Origin of the sequence: Bacillus sp. V3-13 (genome assembly GCF_002860165.1) — a bacterium.
Taxonomy (GTDB): Bacteria; Bacillota; Bacilli; order Bacillales; family Cytobacillaceae; genus Bacillus_BJ.
This window is the reverse complement of sequence record NZ_PGUZ01000078.1, coordinates 44,588-66,128: the sequence shown is the minus strand read 5'-3', so window position 1 is coordinate 66,128 and position 21,541 is coordinate 44,588. Positions and strand designations below refer to the sequence as shown.

The 21,541-nt window shown below is 44.7% G+C and carries 23 protein-coding genes and 1 other annotated feature; all 23 genes read right to left on the bottom strand.

The window, feature by feature from the left end; genetic code table 11:
- Positions 1 to 109 precede the first annotated feature (109 nt).
- Complete coding sequence (gene rpmA / locus CU633_RS20905) at positions 110 to 400, bottom strand: 50S ribosomal protein L27 (protein WP_101662490.1); 291 nt, start codon at positions 398 to 400, stop codon at positions 110 to 112.
- 12 nt (positions 401 to 412) lie between these two features.
- A complete protein-coding gene (locus tag CU633_RS20900) occupies positions 413 to 742 on the bottom strand; it encodes a ribosomal-processing cysteine protease Prp (RefSeq protein ID WP_101662489.1) in 330 nt (109 codons plus the stop codon).
- 11 nt (positions 743 to 753) lie between these two features.
- Entirely contained in the window at positions 754 to 1,062 is a 309-nt protein-coding gene (rplU, locus tag CU633_RS20895; protein WP_101662488.1) for a 50S ribosomal protein L21, read from the bottom strand.
- 13 nt (positions 1,063 to 1,075) lie between these two features.
- Positions 1,076 to 1,159, bottom strand: a sequence feature (ribosomal protein L21 leader region).
- A gap of 100 nt (positions 1,160 to 1,259) precedes the next feature.
- A complete protein-coding gene (locus tag CU633_RS20890; RefSeq protein WP_101662487.1) occupies positions 1,260 to 2,747 on the bottom strand; it encodes an Rne/Rng family ribonuclease in 1,488 nt (495 codons plus the stop codon).
- A 102-nt stretch (positions 2,748 to 2,849) separates the two neighbouring features.
- Entirely contained in the window at positions 2,850 to 3,716 is an 867-nt protein-coding gene (locus CU633_RS20885; RefSeq protein WP_101662486.1) for a M50 family metallopeptidase, read from the bottom strand.
- Complete coding sequence (locus CU633_RS20880; RefSeq protein ID WP_101662485.1) at positions 3,709 to 4,485, bottom strand: M23 family metallopeptidase; 777 nt, start codon at positions 4,483 to 4,485, stop codon at positions 3,709 to 3,711. Before CU633_RS20880 ends, CU633_RS20885 begins: the two co-directional genes overlap by 8 nt.
- 274 nt (positions 4,486 to 4,759) lie before the next feature.
- Positions 4,760 to 5,563, bottom strand: coding sequence for a septum site-determining protein MinD (minD, locus tag CU633_RS20875; protein WP_101662484.1), 804 nt, complete (start codon positions 5,561 to 5,563; stop codon positions 4,760 to 4,762).
- A gap of 1 nt (position 5,564) precedes the next feature.
- On the bottom strand, positions 5,565 to 6,245 hold the full coding sequence (gene minC / locus CU633_RS20870) for a septum site-determining protein MinC (RefSeq protein WP_101662483.1): 681 nt from the start codon (positions 6,243 to 6,245) through the stop codon (positions 5,565 to 5,567).
- Positions 6,246 to 6,353: 108 nt separating this feature from the next.
- The gene (mreD, locus tag CU633_RS20865; protein WP_101662482.1) at positions 6,354 to 6,869 is read right to left on the bottom strand and encodes a rod shape-determining protein MreD; all 516 of its coding nucleotides are present in this window, start codon (positions 6,867 to 6,869) and stop codon (positions 6,354 to 6,356) included.
- Entirely contained in the window at positions 6,866 to 7,753 is an 888-nt protein-coding gene (mreC, locus tag CU633_RS20860) for a rod shape-determining protein MreC (protein WP_101662481.1), read from the bottom strand. Before mreC ends, mreD begins: the two co-directional genes overlap by 4 nt.
- A gap of 23 nt (positions 7,754 to 7,776) precedes the next feature.
- The gene (locus CU633_RS20855) at positions 7,777 to 8,799 is read right to left on the bottom strand and encodes a rod shape-determining protein (RefSeq protein ID WP_101662480.1); all 1,023 of its coding nucleotides are present in this window, start codon (positions 8,797 to 8,799) and stop codon (positions 7,777 to 7,779) included.
- A 247-nt stretch (positions 8,800 to 9,046) separates the two neighbouring features.
- Positions 9,047 to 9,718: a RadC family protein gene (gene radC, locus CU633_RS20850; RefSeq protein ID WP_180955058.1), complete on the bottom strand. Its 672-nt coding sequence runs from the start codon at positions 9,716 to 9,718 to the stop codon at positions 9,047 to 9,049.
- A gap of 155 nt (positions 9,719 to 9,873) precedes the next feature.
- Positions 9,874 to 10,446, bottom strand: a complete 573-nt coding sequence (locus tag CU633_RS20845) for a Maf family protein (RefSeq protein ID WP_101662478.1) — start codon at positions 10,444 to 10,446, stop codon at positions 9,874 to 9,876.
- A gap of 261 nt (positions 10,447 to 10,707) precedes the next feature.
- Positions 10,708 to 12,414: an IS200/IS605 family accessory protein TnpB-related protein gene (locus CU633_RS20840; protein ID WP_257959190.1), complete on the bottom strand. Its 1,707-nt coding sequence runs from the start codon at positions 12,412 to 12,414 to the stop codon at positions 10,708 to 10,710.
- Positions 12,415 to 12,661: 247 nt separating this feature from the next.
- Positions 12,662 to 13,714, bottom strand: coding sequence for a stage II sporulation protein B (locus CU633_RS20835; RefSeq protein ID WP_101662477.1), 1,053 nt, complete (start codon positions 13,712 to 13,714; stop codon positions 12,662 to 12,664).
- A 185-nt stretch (positions 13,715 to 13,899) separates the two neighbouring features.
- A complete protein-coding gene (locus CU633_RS20830; protein ID WP_101662476.1) occupies positions 13,900 to 14,676 on the bottom strand; it encodes a pilus assembly protein PilO in 777 nt (258 codons plus the stop codon).
- On the bottom strand, positions 14,673 to 15,338 hold the full coding sequence (locus CU633_RS20825; protein WP_101662475.1) for a fimbrial assembly protein: 666 nt from the start codon (positions 15,336 to 15,338) through the stop codon (positions 14,673 to 14,675). Before CU633_RS20825 ends, CU633_RS20830 begins: the two co-directional genes overlap by 4 nt.
- A gap of 2 nt (positions 15,339 to 15,340) precedes the next feature.
- Positions 15,341 to 16,318, bottom strand: coding sequence for a type IV pilus biogenesis protein PilM (gene pilM / locus CU633_RS20820; protein ID WP_101662474.1), 978 nt, complete (start codon positions 16,316 to 16,318; stop codon positions 15,341 to 15,343).
- A gap of 12 nt (positions 16,319 to 16,330) precedes the next feature.
- Complete coding sequence (locus tag CU633_RS20815; protein WP_101662494.1) at positions 16,331 to 17,074, bottom strand: prepilin peptidase; 744 nt, start codon at positions 17,072 to 17,074, stop codon at positions 16,331 to 16,333.
- A 4-nt stretch (positions 17,075 to 17,078) separates the two neighbouring features.
- Positions 17,079 to 17,486 (bottom strand): type II secretion system protein, encoded by a 408-nt coding sequence (locus CU633_RS20810; RefSeq protein WP_101662473.1) that lies wholly within the window; start codon positions 17,484 to 17,486, stop codon positions 17,079 to 17,081.
- A gap of 113 nt (positions 17,487 to 17,599) precedes the next feature.
- Complete coding sequence (locus CU633_RS20805; RefSeq protein ID WP_101662472.1) at positions 17,600 to 18,805, bottom strand: type II secretion system F family protein; 1,206 nt, start codon at positions 18,803 to 18,805, stop codon at positions 17,600 to 17,602.
- Position 18,806: 1 nt separating this feature from the next.
- Positions 18,807 to 19,847, bottom strand: a complete 1,041-nt coding sequence (locus tag CU633_RS20800) for a type IV pilus twitching motility protein PilT (RefSeq protein WP_101662471.1) — start codon at positions 19,845 to 19,847, stop codon at positions 18,807 to 18,809.
- Positions 19,848 to 19,859: 12 nt separating this feature from the next.
- A complete protein-coding gene (locus tag CU633_RS20795) occupies positions 19,860 to 21,527 on the bottom strand; it encodes a GspE/PulE family protein (protein WP_180955057.1) in 1,668 nt (555 codons plus the stop codon).
- Positions 21,528 to 21,541 lie beyond the last annotated feature (14 nt).

Genomic DNA, 21,541 nt, shown 5'->3' with positions numbered 1-21,541 from the left:
CTGGAGCTGGACATCGAAACGCCCAACTATATTTAGAAACGTTTATACTTTCCTATAGCTTTAAATAAAAAACTCTAACCGTTACGGTTAGAGTTTTCCGTCAGGAAGCTTACGCTTCTTGAGCTGCTGGATATACGCTCACTTGTTTGCGGTCACGGCCTACACGCTCAAACTTAACAACTCCGTCAACTTTGGCGAATAGAGTGTCGTCGCCGCCACGGCCCACGTTTACGCCAGGGTAGATTTTAGTACCACGCTGACGGTAAAGAATTGAACCGCCGCTGACGAATTGACCGTCCGCACGCTTCGCGCCAAGGCGTTTGGCGATTGAGTCACGTCCGTTCTTTGTAGAACCTACTCCCTTTTTAGAAGCGAAAAACTGAAGATCCAATCTTAACATTTGTCCCACCTCCTAGTTATTGTTAATCTTTATATACTCTCCGTAATCTCTTTCAATCGTCCGCAATGAAATGACCATGCCCTCAAGGAGCAATTGCACTTTCTCTTGTGTTTCAACCGGAAGATCGCCGGGAATTTCACATCGGAGAAAGCCATTCTTTCCCTGTTCGATAACGGGTTCGATCCCCGTTAAGCCAATAATTGAATTGACAGATCCAAAGGAAACAGCAGAAATGCCTGCACAGACAAGGTCTTCCCCGGGATCAGCAAATTCAGCATGTCCACTCACGCTAAATGATTGAATCATTCCGGATTCACTGCGGTTAATCGTAATTTCAATCATCTAATCTAACCTTATGCATTGATTTTTTCAATGACTACTTTTGTATATGGCTGACGATGACCTTGCTTTTTACGGTTGTTTTTCTTTGCCTTGTATTTGAAGACAATGATTTTCTTTTGACGGCCTTGTTTTTCAACTTTACCTGTAACCGTAACACCTTCCACTAATGGACTGCCTACTTTTACATTCTCGCCGCCTACGAAAAGAACCTTATCAAAAGTAACCGTTTCGCCTGCTTCCGCGTTAAGCTTTTCGATGAAGACCGCCTGACCTTCTTCTACTTTGACTTGCTTACCGCCAGTTTCGATAATTGCGTACATGAACTGCACCTCCTTATAGACTAAGACTCGCCATCACCAGGCGTTTTGCAAAGAAAGTGCAAAAGCTTTAACCTGTTCTGAGCGGTTGTAGCACAGGTGCGCTACAAACATAACATGAAAATACTATCACATTCCACATATGATGTCAACCGGTGAAATGGCAATGCAAAGCGGGAAAAAAACTTAAAAAACAATTGTTACGATCGCTCTGCTTTTTCTTGAATTTCTTCTCTTGTGCCAAATTGACGGATGTCATAGTGAGGTTTTTCAGAATCCGCACTTAAAAAGAATATTTTCATGCCGAGCGCTGATTCGAGCCGTTCTATGTGCTCACCGTGTTCTCCGGAAAATATTTTCTTCACGGATTCAGAAGCATGGACAAGAACCGCCTCATGGTCAGAGGAACGGTATTCCCACAGCTCCCGCTCGAGCCGGAAAGCAGCCGTTTCCGGACTGATGACCCGCCCGCTCCCGTCACATTCCGGGCATTTTACCGTCAAAGACTCGAGGAGCGACTGTTTTGTTTTCTTGCGTGTCAGCTGCAAAATTCCAAGCTGCGTAAAGCCGATAACCCTTGTCCTTCTTTCATCCTTGGCTAGCTCTGCTTTTATATTTCGAAGCACATCGTCCCGGTCATCATCAGAGTCCATATCAATAAAATCGATTAAAATAATTCCGCCGATATCACGGAGCCGGATTTGCCTGGCAATTTCCTCTGCGGCCAGCAGGTTTGTTTCCAAAACGGTTCTTTGCAGATCATGCTTGCCGGAAAATTTCCCGGTATTCACATCGATCATCGTCAGGGCCTCTGCTTCATCAAAAATTAAATAAGCGCCGTTCTTGAGCCAGACCACTCTTTTTAACGCCTTTTCAATCTCCTGCTCAATTTTATACTCAGCAAAAATATTCGCTTTTCCGGTATAAACTTTCACTTCGGCATCCTTGTTCCCAGTCGATAAAAAAGGGAGAAGCTTTTTTTTAAGGGTAAAATCATCGACCACGATTTCAACGAATTCAGCTCTTTTCAATTCTCCATAAAGCTCTTCTAAAAACGGCTCATTTTCGAGCACTACACCCGGCTTTTTCATTGCTTGTTCCTGTGTCTTCAGCAGTTCATAATGGTTTCGCAACCGGTCAAGCTCCAAAGCAACAGCTTCGCCCACCATGCCGGCACAAGCGGTCCGAATAATAAGCCCTTCCTGCTCCCGTTTAATCTGGTGCCCAAAATGCCGCCATTTTTCCCGTTCTTGTTCATCAGGCATCTTTTTCGAAACAGCCACATATTTACCGTGCGGCATGTAGACAAGCCCGTCGCCGTGAAGCTCGATAATTCCGGTCAGCCGTGGCCCTTTCGAACCTGCCGCATCCTTCTCGATTTGGACGAGCAGTCTTTCTCCCTCATGAACAAACGCCGAAATCGGGCGGTTCTGCTTCAAACCCTTTTCTTCATCGGATAAAACATAGGAAGGCAGCTTGTCGCGATGCAAATAACCGGCACGATTTTCGCCGATGTCAATAAACGCCGCATTCATTCCCGGCAGCACCTTCGTGACAATGCCTGAATAGATTCTGCCAACCGCAGACCGCGATTTCGGCTGCTCGATAAATAATCGATCGATGCGGTTCCCTTTTAAAAGCGCAAATCGTTTTTCTCTCGCACCATAATTCACAATCAATTTATCCAAAGTTTCTTCCTCACTTTTTCTATTTGCTGGAACCAGTTCAAGTTCGGCCCATCACCGGATGAAAATCTGTTTTACACCACTTCCTTTACAATTATCCTGCTCCTAATACGGATAAAGCAAATCCCCAATCCGCGCCGACAGGAGCTTTTCTGAAAAATAAGCATGCAAAAGTTCATTTTCATCCAATGAACCTTGTTCTTTGCCATTTTTTTCGATGATAACCGGGTGCTTGCAGCCTCTTTGAAACCTTTCAAGTACGTTGATGACAAGCTCTTCTTCGTTTACTTTTAACGGTTTTAAGCGGCGAAATTCACTATTTTTCCCATAATGGCGTTCAAGCAAAAATCTCATAAAAACATACTGTTTTTGTTTCCACTCCCCATAAAGGGAGAACAGCAGAAAGCCAATGACAATCCACACGTTTAAATTGCCTGGAACAGTGAATAATACAATTGCGGTAAAAATGGCGATACTGAAACATGAGGCCAAAAGCGTGCGGTTATGGGCTACTTGAAATGGATCCTTCAGCGACAGGGACAAAAATACAAGCTTTCCACCGTCTAAAGGCCAGATTGGCAGTAAATTAAAAATAAGGACCATCACATTGTAATCGATAAACAGCCAAAACCAATGCTCCGGCAACCAGGCGGCCTTATAGAAAAAAAATGCGGCCAGGGCGAGCCAAATGTGCTGTAAAGGTCCGGCGAGGACAACGACCGCCTCTTCCTTAAGCGGGCGGTTTCCGTGCTCTTCCATCTCCGCTACACCCCCAAACGGAAGAAGCGAAATCCGTTTTATGCGCCAGGAAAAAAAAGAGGCCGCTACCGCATGCCCCATTTCATGAACAAAAATAATCAGCAGCAGCATGGATAGTTCTAAAAAATGTCCGGTCATAACCGCTAAAGCGATGATAAGCCACAGCAGTGTATGGACGTGAATTTTTTTGAACAAAGCCCCAATTTTATTCAAAGCGGATCACCGGAACGGGATCGACAAAATTATCCCCTTTTTTTATGGCAAAATAAAATACACCTTTTGAACCGTCAGTCCCTTTTGAAACTGTCCCGACCGTGGATCCTTTTTCAATAAAATCATACAGTTTCACATCAATCTTTTCCAGATTAGCATACCACGATTGGCTCGTATCTCCATGCTGGATAATCACTGTTTTTCCGAACCCTTCTTTTTCGCCGGCAAAATTTACGAAGCCTTCGTTCATGGCCTGTACCGCAGCTCCAAGACCCGTCTCAATCATGACTCCCTGGCCATTGACATCGAAATCCTCAAGGATTTTCCCCGATGCAGGCAGCGCATACTCGGTCTCTAATTGATCCGTTTTGTTTTTGTCCGGGTCTTCTTTAAAAGGGAGCAGGGCAAGCGGTTTACCAAACTGCTGTTCATACCATTCTGAAACAGCTGCAAATTGAAAATCATCATTCATCGACTTTTGAACAAAGCTGCGGACTGGCTGCAACGCACCTGCCTCGCTGCGGAAAACGATCGCAACAATTAAAACAAGACAGGCGGAAGCCAAAATTTTAAACAGAAAAAACTCCTTGCGGAACAGGGGGTGTTCGCCGTCGCCCCGTCCGCCTTCAAATGAGGAAAGTTTCTCGAATCCATACCGCTCCTCGTCTTCAGCCCAAAGAGGATGTACCGGATTATGTTCGGTTAACTTGTCTCTTTCCCTCTTTCTCCTTGCAATCCTTTTTCGAATATCATCGGCTCTGGAACGCATCTTCTCCCCACCAATCCCTTACACAGTTTGTACAAGTGTATGAGTTGTCCGTCACGAGTATGACTTTTCGTCGAGCGATCGTTCCCGAAAGGTTGATTATTTTCCTCATAATCCCAAGTGCCGATCATAAATCCTGAGTTCCATTATAAACCCCGGTGCCTATCTATAGATCTCAAGGTATCAATCAAAAAGTTCAAAGTGCGCTCTCTTGAATGTAAAAAACCGGGGTTTCCCCCGGTTCGAATCAAATATGGATCCAGCTTATATGTTCAGCCTACTTTACGCCAAAAAAGCGTTTTAATTTTGAAAATACGCCCTTGTCGGTTTCTTCGAGAGGCTGAAGCGGAACAGACTCGCCTAAAATGCGGCGGGCTATATTCCGGTATGCGATTGAAGCTTTGCTGTTCGGATTTAGCGCAATTGGTTCACCGTGATTGGAAGCTTTGATCACTTCATCATCATCGGCAACGATGCCAATCAAGTCAATCGATAAATGGGTTGTGATTTCATCGACATCGAGCATATCGCCGTTTTTCATCATATGGCTGCGAATCCTGTTAATGACGAGCTTCGGTGACTCGACATTTTCTTCTTTCTCGAGCAGCCCGATGATCCGGTCCGCATCGCGGACAGCCGATACTTCCGGAGTGGTGACGACAATGGCCTTATCAGCCCCGGCAACAGCATTTTTATAACCCTGTTCGATTCCGGCAGGGCAATCGATCACAATATAGTCATAGTCCTGTTTTAGTTCTTCGACAAGCTTTTTCATTTGTTCAGGCTGGACAGCCGATTTATCACTTGTTTGCGCTGCCGGAAGAAGGTAAAGCTTGTCTTCAAACCGTTTATCTTTAACAAGTGCTTGATGAATCTTGCATCTTCCTTCAACGACATCAACAAGGTCATATATAATCCGGTTTTCCAGTCCCATCACAACATCGAGGTTGCGCAGGCCGATGTCGGTATCGACCAGGCACACACGCTTTCCTTGCAGGGCCAAAGCCGTTCCCAGGTTGGCAGAAGTTGTCGTTTTGCCAACTCCCCCTTTACCGGATGTCACTACTATTGCCTCTCCCATATTATCGTCCCCCTTCCAATCTTGTTAACTCAGGTCTAAGTTGAACTAAAGCTTGCAATCTATCAACGACGATTTGCTGATTTTCATTTATGTATGCGCATTCCATTTCCCGCTTATCCCCTTCCGGATATTGGTCAGGGGCGCGATTGATACAATCGTTGATCCTCAACTGGGAAGGCTTCATAACCGAAGCGGCGATCACTGCTTGTCCGTTTCCCGACCGCCCTGCATGGGCAATTCCTTTTAAAGCTCCCATCACAAAGATATTGCCTCCGGCTGCAACCGTTCCTCCGGGATTCACATCACCAATCAGCAGTAAATCTCCCGGCACTTCAAGAATTTGGCCGGAGCGGACAATTTTTGCAATCGGCACAATTTCACTGGTGGCTTTCAAGCGGTTTGCCTCTTCAATCGTGATCACATTCGAATGGATTTCTTCGACAACGAGATTTTTTTTATGACGGATAAGCTCTTTCATTTCTTCTTTTTGTGCTTCGGTCAAATAGCGGTTGCCCACCTTTACCTTAACGGAAATGAGGTGATTGCCCCCATCCCCCCGATAGCTCACGGAAAGCTTTTCGTCTAACTCCTTCTTTAAAGCCTCATAAGAACAAGAATCATCGAGATGAAGCGTTAGCCCGTCCTTTGTTCCTTTAATCGTAACGTTTTGCATTTTTTTCATGTCAGCAACACCTCAGGTAGAAACAATTTCGACAGAATATGCCGAAACTCCTTCTTGCCACTTTTATTTTAAGTAAAAGGATAGCGGCACAGAGGCCGATTTTAACAATTAATCTTTCAAATGCTCCGCAAATTTTTCAATCTGCCTTTTCAACGGAAAAGCAACAATGATTGTGAACGCTAAATTTAAGACCAATGTTGGCAACCATCTTAAAAAAGTAAAAGTTGAAAAATCGAGATTTGTCCGATTGATTAATAGATTGGCTCCATATACGGAAAGCTCAAGAAGGGCAACCCCGAACAGCGACACAAAAGTGACGATGATGATATTCGCATGCAAAACCTTCATGATCCTCGAAACGATATAAGCCATGAACGGAAACAGGAACAAATAAATGCCGATAATCTCTGTATAAACAATATCAAAAAGCCCGCCAAAAATCAGCGCATAAATGATTCCGTGCTTAACGCTCCCATAAATCGTCAAGAAGAAAAGAGCAATCATTAAGAAACGCGGCACCAAAATACGCTCGCTGTTAAAGATTTCTGCAGGAAGCAGTTCTACAAATGTACTTTCTATCACAAAAAAGAACATTAATAAAACAGGAAGAAGGAATCTTCTCACAGTTCCTCCTCCTCGCCATCTGCCATGTCCGTTAATTCAGGCCTTGTAATGCTGCGCTTCGCGACCATCACATGCTGTATATCATAAAGGTTTGCGCTTGGCTTCACATAAACGGTTTGGGTGAGGCCAAACTGATCCGGCTTTACATCGACAACCTTGCCAATCTCAAGCCCTCCCGGGAACACGCCACCGAATCCGGACGTAGTGACAATCTTATCTTTTTCTATTTTAGCATCAAAAGGGATATTTTTTAATAGAAGCAATTCTTGTTCTTTATCGTAGCCTTCAATAGTGCCGTGGTAGGGTTTTTCTCCTTCGCCAAACACCGAAGCCGAAATCCGGTTTGTCGGGTCCATTGAACTCAACAGCTGCACGGTTGAAGTTAATCCATTGACACTTTTCACCTTGCCGATCAGCCCTGTTGCCGTGATAACCGCCATGTCGGGCTCGATTCCATCCGTTTTCCCTTTATTAATAATAAGCAGTTCATGCCAGCGATCCGGGTTTCTTCCAATTACCGTCGCCTGCTTTGGTTCAAAATCCCGCAACGATTCTTCCTTGCCGAGTATTTCATTGAGCTCTTTGTTTTCCTTTTGAAGTTCCTGAACCTCTACTTCCAGCTTAGTCAAATCATTCAGCCGTGCTTTCAATTCCTTGTTTTCATGATATGTATTTTGCAAATCGTGCACATTTTCAAAAAAGCCGGCAACATAATGAGCCGGTCTTGAAACAAGAGATTGAACCCAGCCGGTCGTGTCCTTGATGAACTGCTCCGGCCAGGTTAATTGATCTCTTTCCCTTAAAGAAAACCCAATCAATGCCACGAGAACAATGATACTGGCAAGCAGTAAAATCAAACGTTTATTAAAAAAGAACTGTGGCATGATTTACACCTCTACTATCAGCATTAGCGAGAATCTTTCGCTCTTGTTTTAAATAAATGAATATGGTCGAGCGCTTTTCCCGTTCCGATCGCGACACAATCGAGCGGGTTCTCGGCGATTAAAACAGGCATTTTTGTTTCATCGCTTATCACCTTGTCGAGATTTTTCAAAAGCGCACCGCCGCCTGTCAAAACTATCCCCCGGTCCATAATATCGGCAGCTAATTCCGGCGGAGTTTTTTCAAGAGTCAGCTTAACCGCGTCAACGATCGCATAAACCGTGTCATGCAGCGCTCTCGCAATCTCTTCAGCAGTGATCTCCATTGTTTTGGGCAAGCCTGTTAACAGGTCGCGGCCGCGGATTTCCATGTTGCCTATGCCTTCCGGGTCTCCGGCGGAACCGATTTCGACTTTAATCATTTCAGCGGTTCTTTCGCCAATCATTAAATTGTAATTTTTGCGGATATAGTTGATGATCGCATCGTCCATCTCATCCCCGGCAATACGGATCGACTGGCTTGTGACGATCCCGCCCAATGAAATGATCGCCACTTCGGTTGTCCCGCCGCCGATATCAACCACCATGCTGCCTGTAGGTTCCCAAACAGGGAGGTTGGCGCCGATGGCGGCTGCGAACGGCTCCTCAATCGGGTAAGCGTCCCTTGCTCCCGCCTGGCGCGTAGCATCAATGACAGCACGTTCTTCAACGGCAGTAATTCCTGACGGCACACAGACCATTACATACGGCTTGCCGGCAAACCAGCCTTTGTTTTTCGTAGCCTGGTTAATGTAATATTTCATCATTGTAGCAGTTGTTTCATAATCAGCGATGACGCCGTCTTTCATTGGCCTTAATGCGACGACATTGCCCGGTGTACGGCCAATCATGTTTTTTGCATCGTTTCCGACCGCCACAATGTGTTTTGTATCTGTTTGCAGCGCGACAACGGAAGGCTCCCTGAGGACGATTCCTTTGCCTTTCACATATACAAGGGTATTCGCTGTACCCAAATCGATTCCAAGATCTCTTGTCCCAATTCCAAACATAAATGTATCTCCCTTTCTGATACTTAAGCAAAAAATGCAAATAAGATGTTTTATCCGGTTTCGGTTTACCCGCTTGTCCTTTATTGTCGAAAGAACGCTGCGAACGTTGGCGAAAAGCCGGTGCAACGATAGTTTTTTAACGTTTTAAAATTGACCTGAATGGCTATACTGGATGGTTTGAAGCCTTAATCCAGCCTGCAAAAATCATAAACAATATTATAGCCTATCGTCAAATAAAAACCTAGTGTCATAAATACCCTTTTTCTTTGAGGCTGACATATTTATTTTCACCGATAATTAAATGATCAAGCATTTCAATCCCAATTATTTTCCCGCATTCTGCGAGCCGCTTTGTGACTTCGATATCCTCCCTGCTCGGTGATGGATCCCCGGAAGGATGGTTATGCACACAAATAATCGACGCTGCCGACCTCCGGAATGCTTCTTTGAATACTTCCCGAGGGTGGACGATCGAGGCATTCAAGCTCCCGATAAAGATCGTCTGTCTGTGCAGCACCTGGTTTTTTGTATTGAGATAAAGACAAACAAAATGCTCCTGGGACAGAAACCTCATATCATTCATTAACAATTTCGCGCCGTCCTCGGGAGAGCGGATAATATAACGGTCATCATCGCTAAGATTGGCAATCCGCCTGCCCAGCTCAACCGCTGCGAGGACCTGTATCGCTTTTGCCGTTCCAATTCCTTTGATTGCAGTAATTTCTTCTAATGAAGCATCCTTTAGCAGCCTTAGACCTTCAAAACTCGACAAAACCCGGTTTGCCAGCTGCAGGACAGATTCCTGCTTTGAACCAGTTCGCAGCAACAGCGCCAGCAGCTCGTGGTTTGACAAGTTTTCCGGGCCATTCTGGACAAACCGCTCACGGGGGCGTTCATCCGCGGGAAAATCGCGAATCATTAATTCTGTGCTCAAATCAATTCCTCCCTGTTCGCCGATTGTGACGAGGGAGAGCTTACCAGGCAGCAACGAAATGACCTAATCTGCTCTTGTAAAACTTGCAGCCAAATTCCTGTACTTTCGGTTGCATTAGGATCCAACATAACAAAGCTGATTTAAAACGGCAATTCGAAGCCTGCCTTTCTTAATTCTCGAACCGTTCTTGAGACCGGCAATCCCATTACAGTAAAGAAATCGCCTTTAATCTCTTTGACAAGCATGCTTCCGAGGCCCTGTATTCCATATGAACCTGCTTTATCAAACGGTTCACCGCTGTTTACATACGTTTTGATTTCTTCATCGGTTAACTCCCAAAACGTCACATCGGTTTTTTCATAGAACTTTATGTTTTTTCCATTACCAATAATCGATACACCTGTAAAAACAGCATGGGTTTTACCTGATAGCTTCCTCAGCGTCGAGACCGCGTCAGCTTCGTCCTCAGGTTTTCCAAGCACTTTTCCCCCGGACACCACTATCGTGTCTGAACCAAGAATAAAAGCAGACGGGAATTTACCGGCGACAAAGCGTGCTTTTCGATCGGCAAGCTCGGTGACGATCTCCTCCGGACTTGACTGAGGATCAAAGATTTCATCAACATCACTGCCTGAAATTTCGAATTCCAAATGAAGATTTTCAAGGAGTTCTTTTCGCCGTGGAGAAGAAGAGGCTAAAATGAGGCGCTGCACCTAAAATCACCTTACCTTCACAATTGCATGATCATTAGAGAGATACAAGCTAATCGTATCAAACTTCCCTGTTTCTAACAATTAAAAAAGAGGAAAACAGGAAGTTTTTCTGTTTTTTTTTTTGCGGTTTACGCTAATTTCGGTGTTTGGTAGTCTCTAATTGAACTACCCACCACTTAACACCCTAACGGGTTGTTTGATGTGGGGGATTCTTGTAAAGACAAGACACATACCAAAAATATGCGACCGTCTCCCGTTCAACTAGGAGGCGGTTTTTTCACTTTTTAGTTTCGACAAACCTTTTGCTTCCAGTCCTGTAAGAGCCCCCGGGAAGAAAAGTTCGTTCGTAGAACGAAACCTGTCTACATCAAAAAGTTCTGAACGGTAATACGCACAAGTGCGAATCTCTTTCAGCATTTTCGAAACATACCCCCACTGCACCCAATGATGAGCACCTATTATCTTCTCTGGTAATAGTGTACCCAACACTGGTGGGAGTTTTTCTTTGAATCCCATTGCTCTTCGAGCGATTACAAAGCTTGCAGCTTCGTGAATGGAGATCCCAAAGCGTTTCATGTATTTCATTTTACCAATTTGGCTTGTATAAGCTGGATTTACTTCGAATACTGCTACACCCATTTTTTCAGCTCTTGATTTAATCGCTGAGACCATTTTATTATAAGCAAACATATTGAATTTGAAGTTTGCTTTTTTATTTCCATATGGAGGGGATACTTTCGATTTTGTCGTATCCAATTTTTCAATAGCCAACGGTTTGTTTGCCCGATGGGCAATATTCACTAATTCGATTGCCTCTGCCTCAATCATTTTAGAGATTTGACCCGATGTTTTTCCTAAAATATTGAATTTTAATGACCATGAAGAAATAAGCTGTCCCTTGGAATTAACATTCGAAACAGCGAAGTGGTCAACATTGCAATCAATTCCGATCATTCCATCAGATTTGGAATAGTTGATATTTTCTTTTCGTTCCGTGCTCACTATACATTTGAATATGTAGTAATCTCCATGTTCTTCAACGGACCAGGCGATTGGCTTTCCGTATTTTTTCTTATCCTTACAATTCATCTGACTAAAGATAGCCTTTTCCACTTCGCCTTGTCCGTAAGGAAAATGAACATTGTTTATCTCAACATTTACACCTGACGGTGTTTTAAAGTTTAATGTTCGTTCTGATATGTCGTATCTAAAAACAAAATTGCCGGAACCTGAATCTTTTCTGCCTGAAATAGTCATTTGATTGTAACGGGAATGTTCCCATTCCTTCAGCCACAACTGCTGGTTATTTTTATATTTTTCAACGGTGTGTTGGGACTTGAACAACTTTTTGGAGCCAAAAACAACACTGGTTATCCCTGTTTTTAATTTCTTTAATTCTTGTTCGTATTTGTTCAACCTGAAAGTTAAAAAACCAATCTTTGTTTGAAGTTTCCGAATTTCATTATCCAAGTAAATATGCTCAAACTGATAAGCGTGGTAATAGATGTCCGTTTTCATTTTAAATTGCACAACAAAAAAACTTCCCATTTTGTTTATCTTTGAGTTTTTAGGGAAGGATGGCTTCCCTTTTATGAAGGAAGTTTTAATCTTTTTTAAGGTTGTCAGTCTGGTTTTTTCTTTTTTCATTTTGTTTTTAATAGATACAATTTGTGTTTCTTTATTCGAAACATACAATTTGTTTAACTCAATAAGGCTTTTTTGCATAGCAGATGCTTCTTGGACAGCACTATTTGCGTAATAATCATCAAGATTGAATCTTTCTTTCACCGTAAGGTGCATAGATTTTGGACGTCTATTTTGACCGGAACGCTTTTCTTTTATAGTCGTGCTGAAAGCAAAGTGTTTGGCTCTATTAAACACTAAAAGGGCATGGCTAGTGGCTTCCACATATTCTTTCGGAAGAGTATTTTTATATACTCGATTTGAAAAATACGCTTTTATACCCATAATCCATGCTCCTTTCTAAACAATTATATTCTATATTTTATCAGAATATATGTTCCTTTTTCAATTGAAAAGCGTTCTCCTTCGGAGGGGCGATTCATCCCCTCCCTACTCATTGGGCTACGCCCAACCCATTCCTTTGAGAAAGGGGTCTTCTCGCCCGAAATGATAAAATGAAGAGCCTGCCAAAGGTGTGAGCAGACTCTGATAATTTGTCCAATTTCCCGGAAAATATACGATTTGGCTATAATTACAGAGCATGGTAGGCGGCAAGGACAGCAAGCAAACTTTTCTGCAAAGCTTTTTCCGAGTCGGCACCCGGAGATTTTGCATAAAGCTGCGCTTGTTTTAAGCCATTTTCCAATTCAACTTTGAGTGTTTTTATTTCATCCTTTTGCAATGTATTAGCAGGCACCTTGTTCAGTGATTGTGCGTGTGCACTGACTTTGTCAGTTAATGCAGCATCAAAGGGCCGGGAAAGAGATGCATGCGTGCCGGCTGAAGCAACATCGGAGTAGGCAGAGGCAGCGATCTCGAGCAGCTTTACTTCCCCTTCCGTTAAGCCGCTTGCTTCTTTCCCCCCGACTTCCAGCGCCTTGGCATATATTTTTAATCCTTGCTTCTGCAGGCTGATCCCCATACTTTTAGCAGCTTCAAGGCTATCTGCCACAGCGAGAAAAAGAAAGGCTTGTCCATTCATTTCAATGATTTTTCCGACAGCGCCCTTCTGCTCGGCTGCAGCCAGAGCTGCTTTTGCCGCATCGGTGGTTGTATAAACGCCTTCCTGCACAACAAACGTTGAAATCGGCGCAACCATTGCTGTTGCTTCACCTTTGCCAGCCTGTTCTGCCCCACCCTGGCTCGCGTCTTCGCCAGTCGGAACATCCTTGACTGTCTGCTCCGTTGTGACCAATTTGAGCATAATGAAGCCAAGGCTCACCCCCAGCAGCACAGCAAAAAAAACAGACCAAAAGAGCGAAGAGAAAACCTTCTTCGAATTTTTCGAGCCTGTCTTTTCTTTAAAGGCGTTCCAGCCACGTTCTTTCTTCTGCTTCAACATATCTTCGATTTTATATTCGTTTATATCCTGTTCAAAATCCGGATCAGGAAGAATCCAATCAAAGCTTTCATCAACTGCCTCCTGGCCGGCTGCTGCTTCTTCATGTGGAGATATTTTTGCTAAATCGGCTGGAGCTTTCTTTTCATGGCTTGCTTGATTGGGATTTTGCGGTTTTTCCTTATAGGGACGGTCACTGCCGTTAATTTTGATCGTAATGGTTTTGCCGTTTTCATGCTTGTCCACTGCTTGCTCCCCCTCCAGTCGATGCAGATTTGTTTCATCCTAACATACTGGCAAAAAAAAATAACAAGACTTTTGTCGTCTTGTTATTGAATGCTTTCGTCAAATTTTTCGAAGGGAAATCCCGGGCAGGTGACCCGGATCATCTTTCAATATTCATGGTTTTTTATCGAATCAAACCATTCATATTAAGGCTGATCATTGTTTGTGTTCCCTTCTGAAAAACGGCTTGTCGGGTCTTTCTTATTCGATACTTCAGGAGCGGCAAGGGGCGGCAGTTCTTCCTGCAAGTCTTCCAACCCGGGATAATAATAAGCTGCGATCGTTAATTCAAACTCAAGCAGCTCGGGTGTCTGCTCTACAGAATAGATCTCCTCCGGCGCAGTGAATTGTAATTGTTCCACCTTGACGATTCTTTGTAAGCCTTCGATCACTTCAATAAAGCTTTCCATTTCAAAGTAAGTATCCGCTTCTCCGGCAATCACAACTGTTGTTTTTTTCACCCCGTTCGGGAGAACTCCGTCGCCGGGATTTTCACTGCTTTTGCCGGTTTCGATATTAGCTTCGCCGATCTCGTCGCCGTCAGCTAAATTATTGTGATCCGTTTTGGCCGGCTCGATTTCTTCCTCACTTCCCGGCCCGTTCAGCCTTATTTCTTTTACATATGTATCCGAAATAATTTCTGCCCTCTCAATATCGAGGAGCAATTGATCAAGCATCCGTGTCACCGGCATCCGGCGTTGTAGCTCCATGGTGCTTAAGGGAGGTTCTTCATCCATTTGTTCCAATCGTTTTTGGATGATTTTTAATTCGCCTTCCGCCAGATTTAAATCGGATTCTTTTCTTTGCAGTTGTTCATTAAGAGGCAGCAAAAATGCATAATAGCTTCCAAGCGCCATGCCCCCAAACAGCAATAGCACGAGAACGGTGATCAGGATTTGTTTTTTCGCCACTTCTCGATTCACGGGGTCTCTCCCCCTTCTTCCGTGTCGGCACTTCGAGGGCCGGCTGCCTCACTATATGCTTTTTTTAACGCAGGAATATCGAGCTTAACTTCATATTCAGCATAGTATCTTGGCAGATATTCTTTTTTGCCTATTTCTACAAGCTCTTCATCCGATACGCCGGTATTATTATTCAAAACTTCCCAGTCGCCGGCTTTCGTTTCCTTCACGATTGCTTCCTTGACCCAGTCAATGTTTACTAAAGCGTTCAAATAATAGGCAGCCTCGCTTTTCGTATCAAATTGAACAACCTGTTTGATTAAATATTCCTGATCAATTGCGAACTCGGTAATAAAGCCTCTTTCAGGGAGAAGTCTTGTCAGCTCCTGCAGTAAATACACGGTATTTACTCGCTGATCGCCAGCCCGGGTAATTGCGGTTTCCAACTTTTCTACTGAATGGACAGATTGATGATCAGCTAATTTTTTTCCTTCCACTTCAATGATATCATTTGTTAGGCGGAGCTGATTTTCAATTGATTCCAGATTTTGTTTGCGCACCTCCAGCTGCCAGTAAAAGACCGCTATTCCAGTTATAAGCACTGCAGCCGCGACAGCGAGCAAAATGGCGGCTGTTTTGTTTCTTGGTTCTTTCTTCGGGAGGAGGTTGATATCTGCGAGCATGTCTATACCTCCTTCAATCCTAATCCGATATTGACGTGAAAGGGAGTTAATAATGCTTCTGATGATCCTGCCATCGCCCGGTGCGTTATTTTCACCGACTTCACCGCAAAGCGCCTGTTCATTTCGGCAAAGATTTCATCAAGCCATGGATGGTCGCCATCGACAACAATCTTTGTAACCTGGCGGCTGCCCTGGTTTAAAGAGTAATGGTAGAAATTCATGACTCTGTCAATTTCTTTGTAAATGTCTTCGAGAGGATTGAGTACCTCGCTCCTGCTGCCGGTAAATTCAAATTGTTCCGTTTTATAATTCCACGTTGAAGCGTCAATGTCCATCCCGATATGCCTCATAAACACGGGTAAATGCCTCTCAAAAATGCTGACATTTACAGTCTGCAGATCAAACTGGATCATCATCAGGTTGTCATTGTTCCCGGCTAAATCAAGCTTATGATACAGCCGGTAGAGAGCAAGGCAGGAAATATCAGCTGCATTAGGCTTCAGCCTTGCACGTTCAAGCAGGTCAACATATTCTTTTACGATTTCTTCAGGGGCCGCAAACAGCAGCAGCTCCTTTTTCTCGCTGTCTTTACCGGAAAGCGGGTAGAAATCAAATACCGCTTCCTCAAATGGGAGGTGAATGCTTGTCCCGAGTTCCATAAACAAATAGCCTCTTATTTCATCATCTTTAATATCCGGCGGAATCGACGTTTTTCTAATGACAACAAATGGATCAGGAACGAGAAAACGGACCTGCTTCCTTGAAATTTTCCAATTGGCAACACACTCTTCCATTATCGTTTCAAGCGTTTCAGGATCGATAATCTTCCCGTTCTTGACAATTCCGGGCGGCAAAAACCGCGCTCCCGTTCTCGCTGGAACAGGCGGATTTGCTTGTTTCAATTCGACGAAACGGATGATATGGTCTTTTATCGTCAGGTTGACTGTCCGTGCTTTGCCAAAATGAAAATTCAGTGCCATTGTAAAAACTCCCTAAATAAAAGAATGAATATACCAGTACAGCAATTCTTCACCAAAAAAATAAGCTGTCAGGGCGCCAAGCCCGATAAAAGGGCCAAACGGGATCGGCTTCTTCTTTTCCAGCTTTCCGGCCATCATTCCGATCAGGCCGAAAACCGCACCAAATAATGTCGCCAAAAAGAACGCCAGGAGCACAAGCTTTGTGCCTGTTGCAAAGCCGAGCACCGCAAACAGCTTAACGTCCCCGAAGCCCATTCCACCTTTGCTGACAACCGTAATCAGCAGCAACAAGCCAAAGCCAGCTGCCGCTCCCAGAAACGAATCCCACCATGGATCGAGCGGCAAAAAGACCCGTTCCAATAAAAAAATCACTGCAAATACGAGCAGGACTTTATCGGGAATAATCATATACTTTATATCCGTAATAAACACAATCACAACGAGGGAAATGAGCGACCATGCAACAAAAAGCTCTGCCGACCAGCCTGTCAGCAGCGGCGCTGACACAAACAAAAGCCCTGTTACCAGTTCAACAAATGGATACAGGGGAGAAACAGGAGCTCTGCAGCTCCTGCATTTCCCTCCCTGTAGCAAATATGAGATGACCGGTATCAGTTCGAACCATGACAGCGTATGCCCGCAATAAGGGCAATGCGACCGCGGCTTTACAATTGACTTATTTAACGGCACCCGCAAGCCGACGACATTGAAGAAGGAGCCAAGGAGGATGCCAAGAGTAAAAACATATAATTGCATCATTTTAGTATTCTAATAATTCCTTTTCTGTCGCCGTAGCGTTTTTATCTCCAACTAACCTGACTGAATTATGATTTTTTAGCTCATAAGAATATTTTCCCGAGGACTGATCTTTTTTCACAGTAACCGTATAAGTATCATTTTTCACATTATCCAAATAATTGTCCAATTCCGTTTTTGTTAATGTCGTTGTTGCTGCAGAAGGATTATTGGAAGTAACATATAATTTCGCTGCATTTACAATCGAAATTCCTTCAGCAACTTTGGCATCATTTTCTGCTTTATTAATAATCCCGCCCACACTTGGCACAGCAATTCCGGCAACAATTCCGAGGATTACGATCACAGCCAAAAGTTCAACTAAAGTGAACCCTTTTTCACTTTTTGCACTTGCTTTGATTCTTTGCCACATCTCCATCTTCCTCTCTTTAGTTCATTTGCCCCGATTCTTTTGACCTTGCTAACTCAAGTATACTAGAAAAATAGAACAATAAAAGTAATAAATGTTAATATTCTTTCAAAATTTCAGCCGACCTGCTGGAATATCTCAAACATCGGCATGATGATCGCGATGACGATTGTGCCAACAAGGCTGGCGAGAATGACGATCATGATCGGTTCGATCAATGATTTAAGGCGGTCAGTGCTGCTTTCAACTTCCTTTTCATAGAAATCGGCAACCTTGGCGAGCATCGAATCAAGCGCCCCCGTCTCTTCGCCGATTGCAATCATTTGCGAAACGAGAGGAGGAAACACCCAATGTGCACGCATCGGCTCTGTCAGCGATTTTCCCTGTTCCAGGCTGTCGCGTGATTTGCGGATGACTCTTGCGATCACTTCATTTCCGACTATATTCTCGACCATTGACAGCGCCTGCAGGATCGGCACCGAGCTCGCAAATAACGAACTTAACGTCCTCGTCATCCTTGCAAGGGCAGCCTTTTGCAAAATTCTGCCGAACAGCGGCAATTTTAAAAGAAAAAAGTCCAAATAGTATTTCGCCTTTTTGTTGTTCCTCATCATCACAACAACCGTAAAGGCGGCAATGAACAGGAAGATGACAAGCCACCAAAATCGCTGCATCATTTCACTGGATTTTAAAACAAATTGTGTAATAGCCGGCAGCTCGCCGCCAAAATCGGCAAACATGTCAACGAAGGTCGGGACAACGCTGACAAGCAAAAAAATCACAACCGCAACCGCAATGATTCCAACTGTTATCGGATAGGCAAGCGCCGACATGATTTTTTGCTTCGTAAAGTGCTGCTTCTCAAAGTGAACCGCCAGCCTTTCAAGCGTATCATCAAGATTTCCGCCTGCTTCCCCGGCTTTAATCATGTTCACAAACATGCTTGTAAAAATTCTTTTATGCCTGCCGACCGCTTCTGACAGCGGGTTGCCTTCGCGTAAATCCTCTTCTACGGCGATTAAAGCTTTTTTCAACGCTTTGCTTTCCGTTTGCTGTGAAAGGATCGCCGTTGACTCAACGACAGGCACCCCGGCCTTTAGCAGCGTTGAAAACTGCCGCAGGTAAATAACAAAATCCTCAAGCTTGACGGGATTGCCGATCATCAGCTCCTTCGTCCAGACCGTCTCGGGAATCTCCGCTATTTCCATCGTTCTGATCCCGTTTTCCTTAAGCTGGAGGAGCGCTTCCCTTCGCGATCCGGCTGTGACCACGCCGGACTTTTTCCCCTTGCGGTCGCGGCCGCTGTATTTAAAACGAGGCATATTAATTCACCTTTCCCTGAATATAAGGGATTGTCGCTTCTTTGGAAACCCGGCCTGACTGAACAAGCTCATAAATGCTTGATTCAAGCGTGTGCATTCCTTGCGCCTTCGAAGTTTGCATGACATTATTGATCTGGTGGATTTTTTCATTGCGGATCAAATTGCTGATCGCCGGATTATTGATCAAAATTTCAGTCGCAGCCTTCCTCCCCTGTTTATCCACAGTAGGAAACAGGCGCTGCGATATGATCGAGACAAGCACGGTCGCAAGCTGGATGCGAATTTGCGGCTGCTGGGCCGGCGGAAAAACATCGATAATCCGGTTTATCGTTGCTGCCGCACTTGACGTATGGAGCGTGCCCAAAACTAAATGGCCGGTTTCTGCGGCGGTTATCGCCGTTTGGATCGTCTCAAGGTCGCGCATCTCGCCGACAAGAATCACGTCGGGATCCTGGCGGAGCGCTGCCCGCAGCCCATTGGCAAAGTTGTTCGTATCAAAGCCGACCTCGCGCTGGTCGATAATGCATCCGCCATGCTTGTGCAAATATTCGATCGGGTCTTCAAGCGTAATAACATGCTTTCGCATCGTTTGATTCATATAATGGATCATGGCTGCAAGCGTCGTCGACTTTCCGCTGCCGGTCGGCCCCGTAACAAGAATTAATCCGTGCGGTTTTGCGGCGATTCTTTTCAGCGCTTCGGGCAATTCCAGCTCATCAAGGGAAGGAATGGCTGTCGGGACAATGCGAACCGCCATCGCTATGCATGATCTTTGCAAATAGGCATTGACCCTGAATCTGGAGACTCCGGGAATGCCGTAAGAAAAATCCAGTTCACCTTTTTCTTTAAAATGACTCCACATATTTTCCGGAATCAGTTCTTTTGCCATCCCTTCTGTATCTGCCGGCATAAGGGAATCCTTCCCATACCGTTTCAATTCTCCATTGATTCGCATTACCGGCGGGACGCCAACCGTAATATGAATATCCGAGGCTTTTAATTCAAAGCCGGCTCTAAGCAAAGCATCAACTCTATTTTTCATTTCTCCGCACTCCTAATCAGGAATTGCCATCCGCAAAACTTCCTCTGTTGTCGTGATGCCCTGCTTGACTTTTAAAAGGCCGTCATCGATTAAAAATATCGTTTTTGCTTTGATGGCCAGTTCGCGCATTTTTGAAAAAGATTCACCGTTCATAATGACCTTTCGCATCTCGTCATTGACGACGAGTACTTCATGAATGGCAATTCTTCCTTTATACCCGCTCATATTGCAGGAAGAGCAGCCTTTTCCTCTCCAAACCTGTTCAATGCTGAGGCCGCGTTTTGCAAAGATCTCCACTTCGCGCCGGCTTGGCTCATTCGCTTCAGCACAGTCCCTGCACACCTTCCTGATCAGGCGCTGGGCAACGATGCCGCTGATCGAGGAAGCAACCAGAAAGGGCTCGACTCCCATATCGAGAAGCCTTGTGATCGAGCCGATTGAATCATTTGTATGCAGCGTGCTGAGTACAAGATGTCCTGTTAAAGAAGCCCTGACCGCCACTTCAGCCGTCTCTTTATCGCGGATTTCCCCGACCATGATAATGTTCGGGTCCTGGCGCAAGATGGCCCGCAGCCCTTTTGCAAACGTCATGCCGATATTCGGGTTTACCTGGATTTGATTTATTCCTTCAAGCTGGTACTCAACCGGATCTTCAACGGTAATAATATTAACCTCTTCGTGGTTGAGGCGATTTAAGGCGGCATAGAGGGTGGACGATTTCCCGGATCCGGTCGGGCCGGTAATGAGAATAATCCCGTTCGGTTTTTCAATCATCCCGGTAAATCTCGCCAGGTTGATTTTATTAAAGCCAAGCTTATGGATATCATTTAGAGTACTGCCGAGATCCAGAAGGCGCAGGACGATTTTTTCACCGTAAACGGTTGGCAGCGTTGAAACCCGCAAATCAACCGGATGGAAATCGAGGTTGATTTTCATTCGCCCGTCCTGGGGAATGCGGTGCTCGGTAATATCCAATTTAGACAGGATTTTAATCCTTGCAGTCAGAACGCTTTGCATATGCTTTGGCAAGATCCGCTCTGTCCTTAGCACTCCATCAACCCTGTAACGAACGGCTACTTTTGTTTCCTGAGGGTCGATATGGATGTCGCTCGCTTTAAGCGTCGCGGCGTTCGCCAATATTTGGTTGACGAGCCGGGCAACCGGGGAATCCTGGTCAACCAATTTATCCTCTTCCACATTTGTCCGGGAGGATGAATCGTTGAGCAGCTCTTCAAAGCCTTCATCCATGTCATAGTACTTATTGATCGCCCGGAGAATATCATCCTTCGATGCAATGGCTGTATCAATCTGGAAGCCGGTGGACAGCCGCAGGTCATCAATCGTATAGAAATCCATCGGATCCGCCATCGCAATAAAAAGCTTTTGCCCGTCTTTTTTCAACGGAATAATTAAGTTGCGAATTGCCATTTCTTTCGGAATAATGCTAAATAGCTTTGGATCAAACGGATAACGGTATAAACTGACATGGGGAATGCCCAGTTGAAATTCAAGCACCTCGATCAACTGCTGTTCTGTAATATACCCCCGCTTCAGCAAGGCATCGCCAAGCTTCTGTCCTTTGCTTTTTTCGCGAAGTGCGGTTTGCAGTTGAGCGTCGGAAAGCAGGCCCGATTCAACCAGCAAGTCACCGAGCCGTTTTCGTGTTTGCTTAATCGCCATTCTTCCTTCACCTC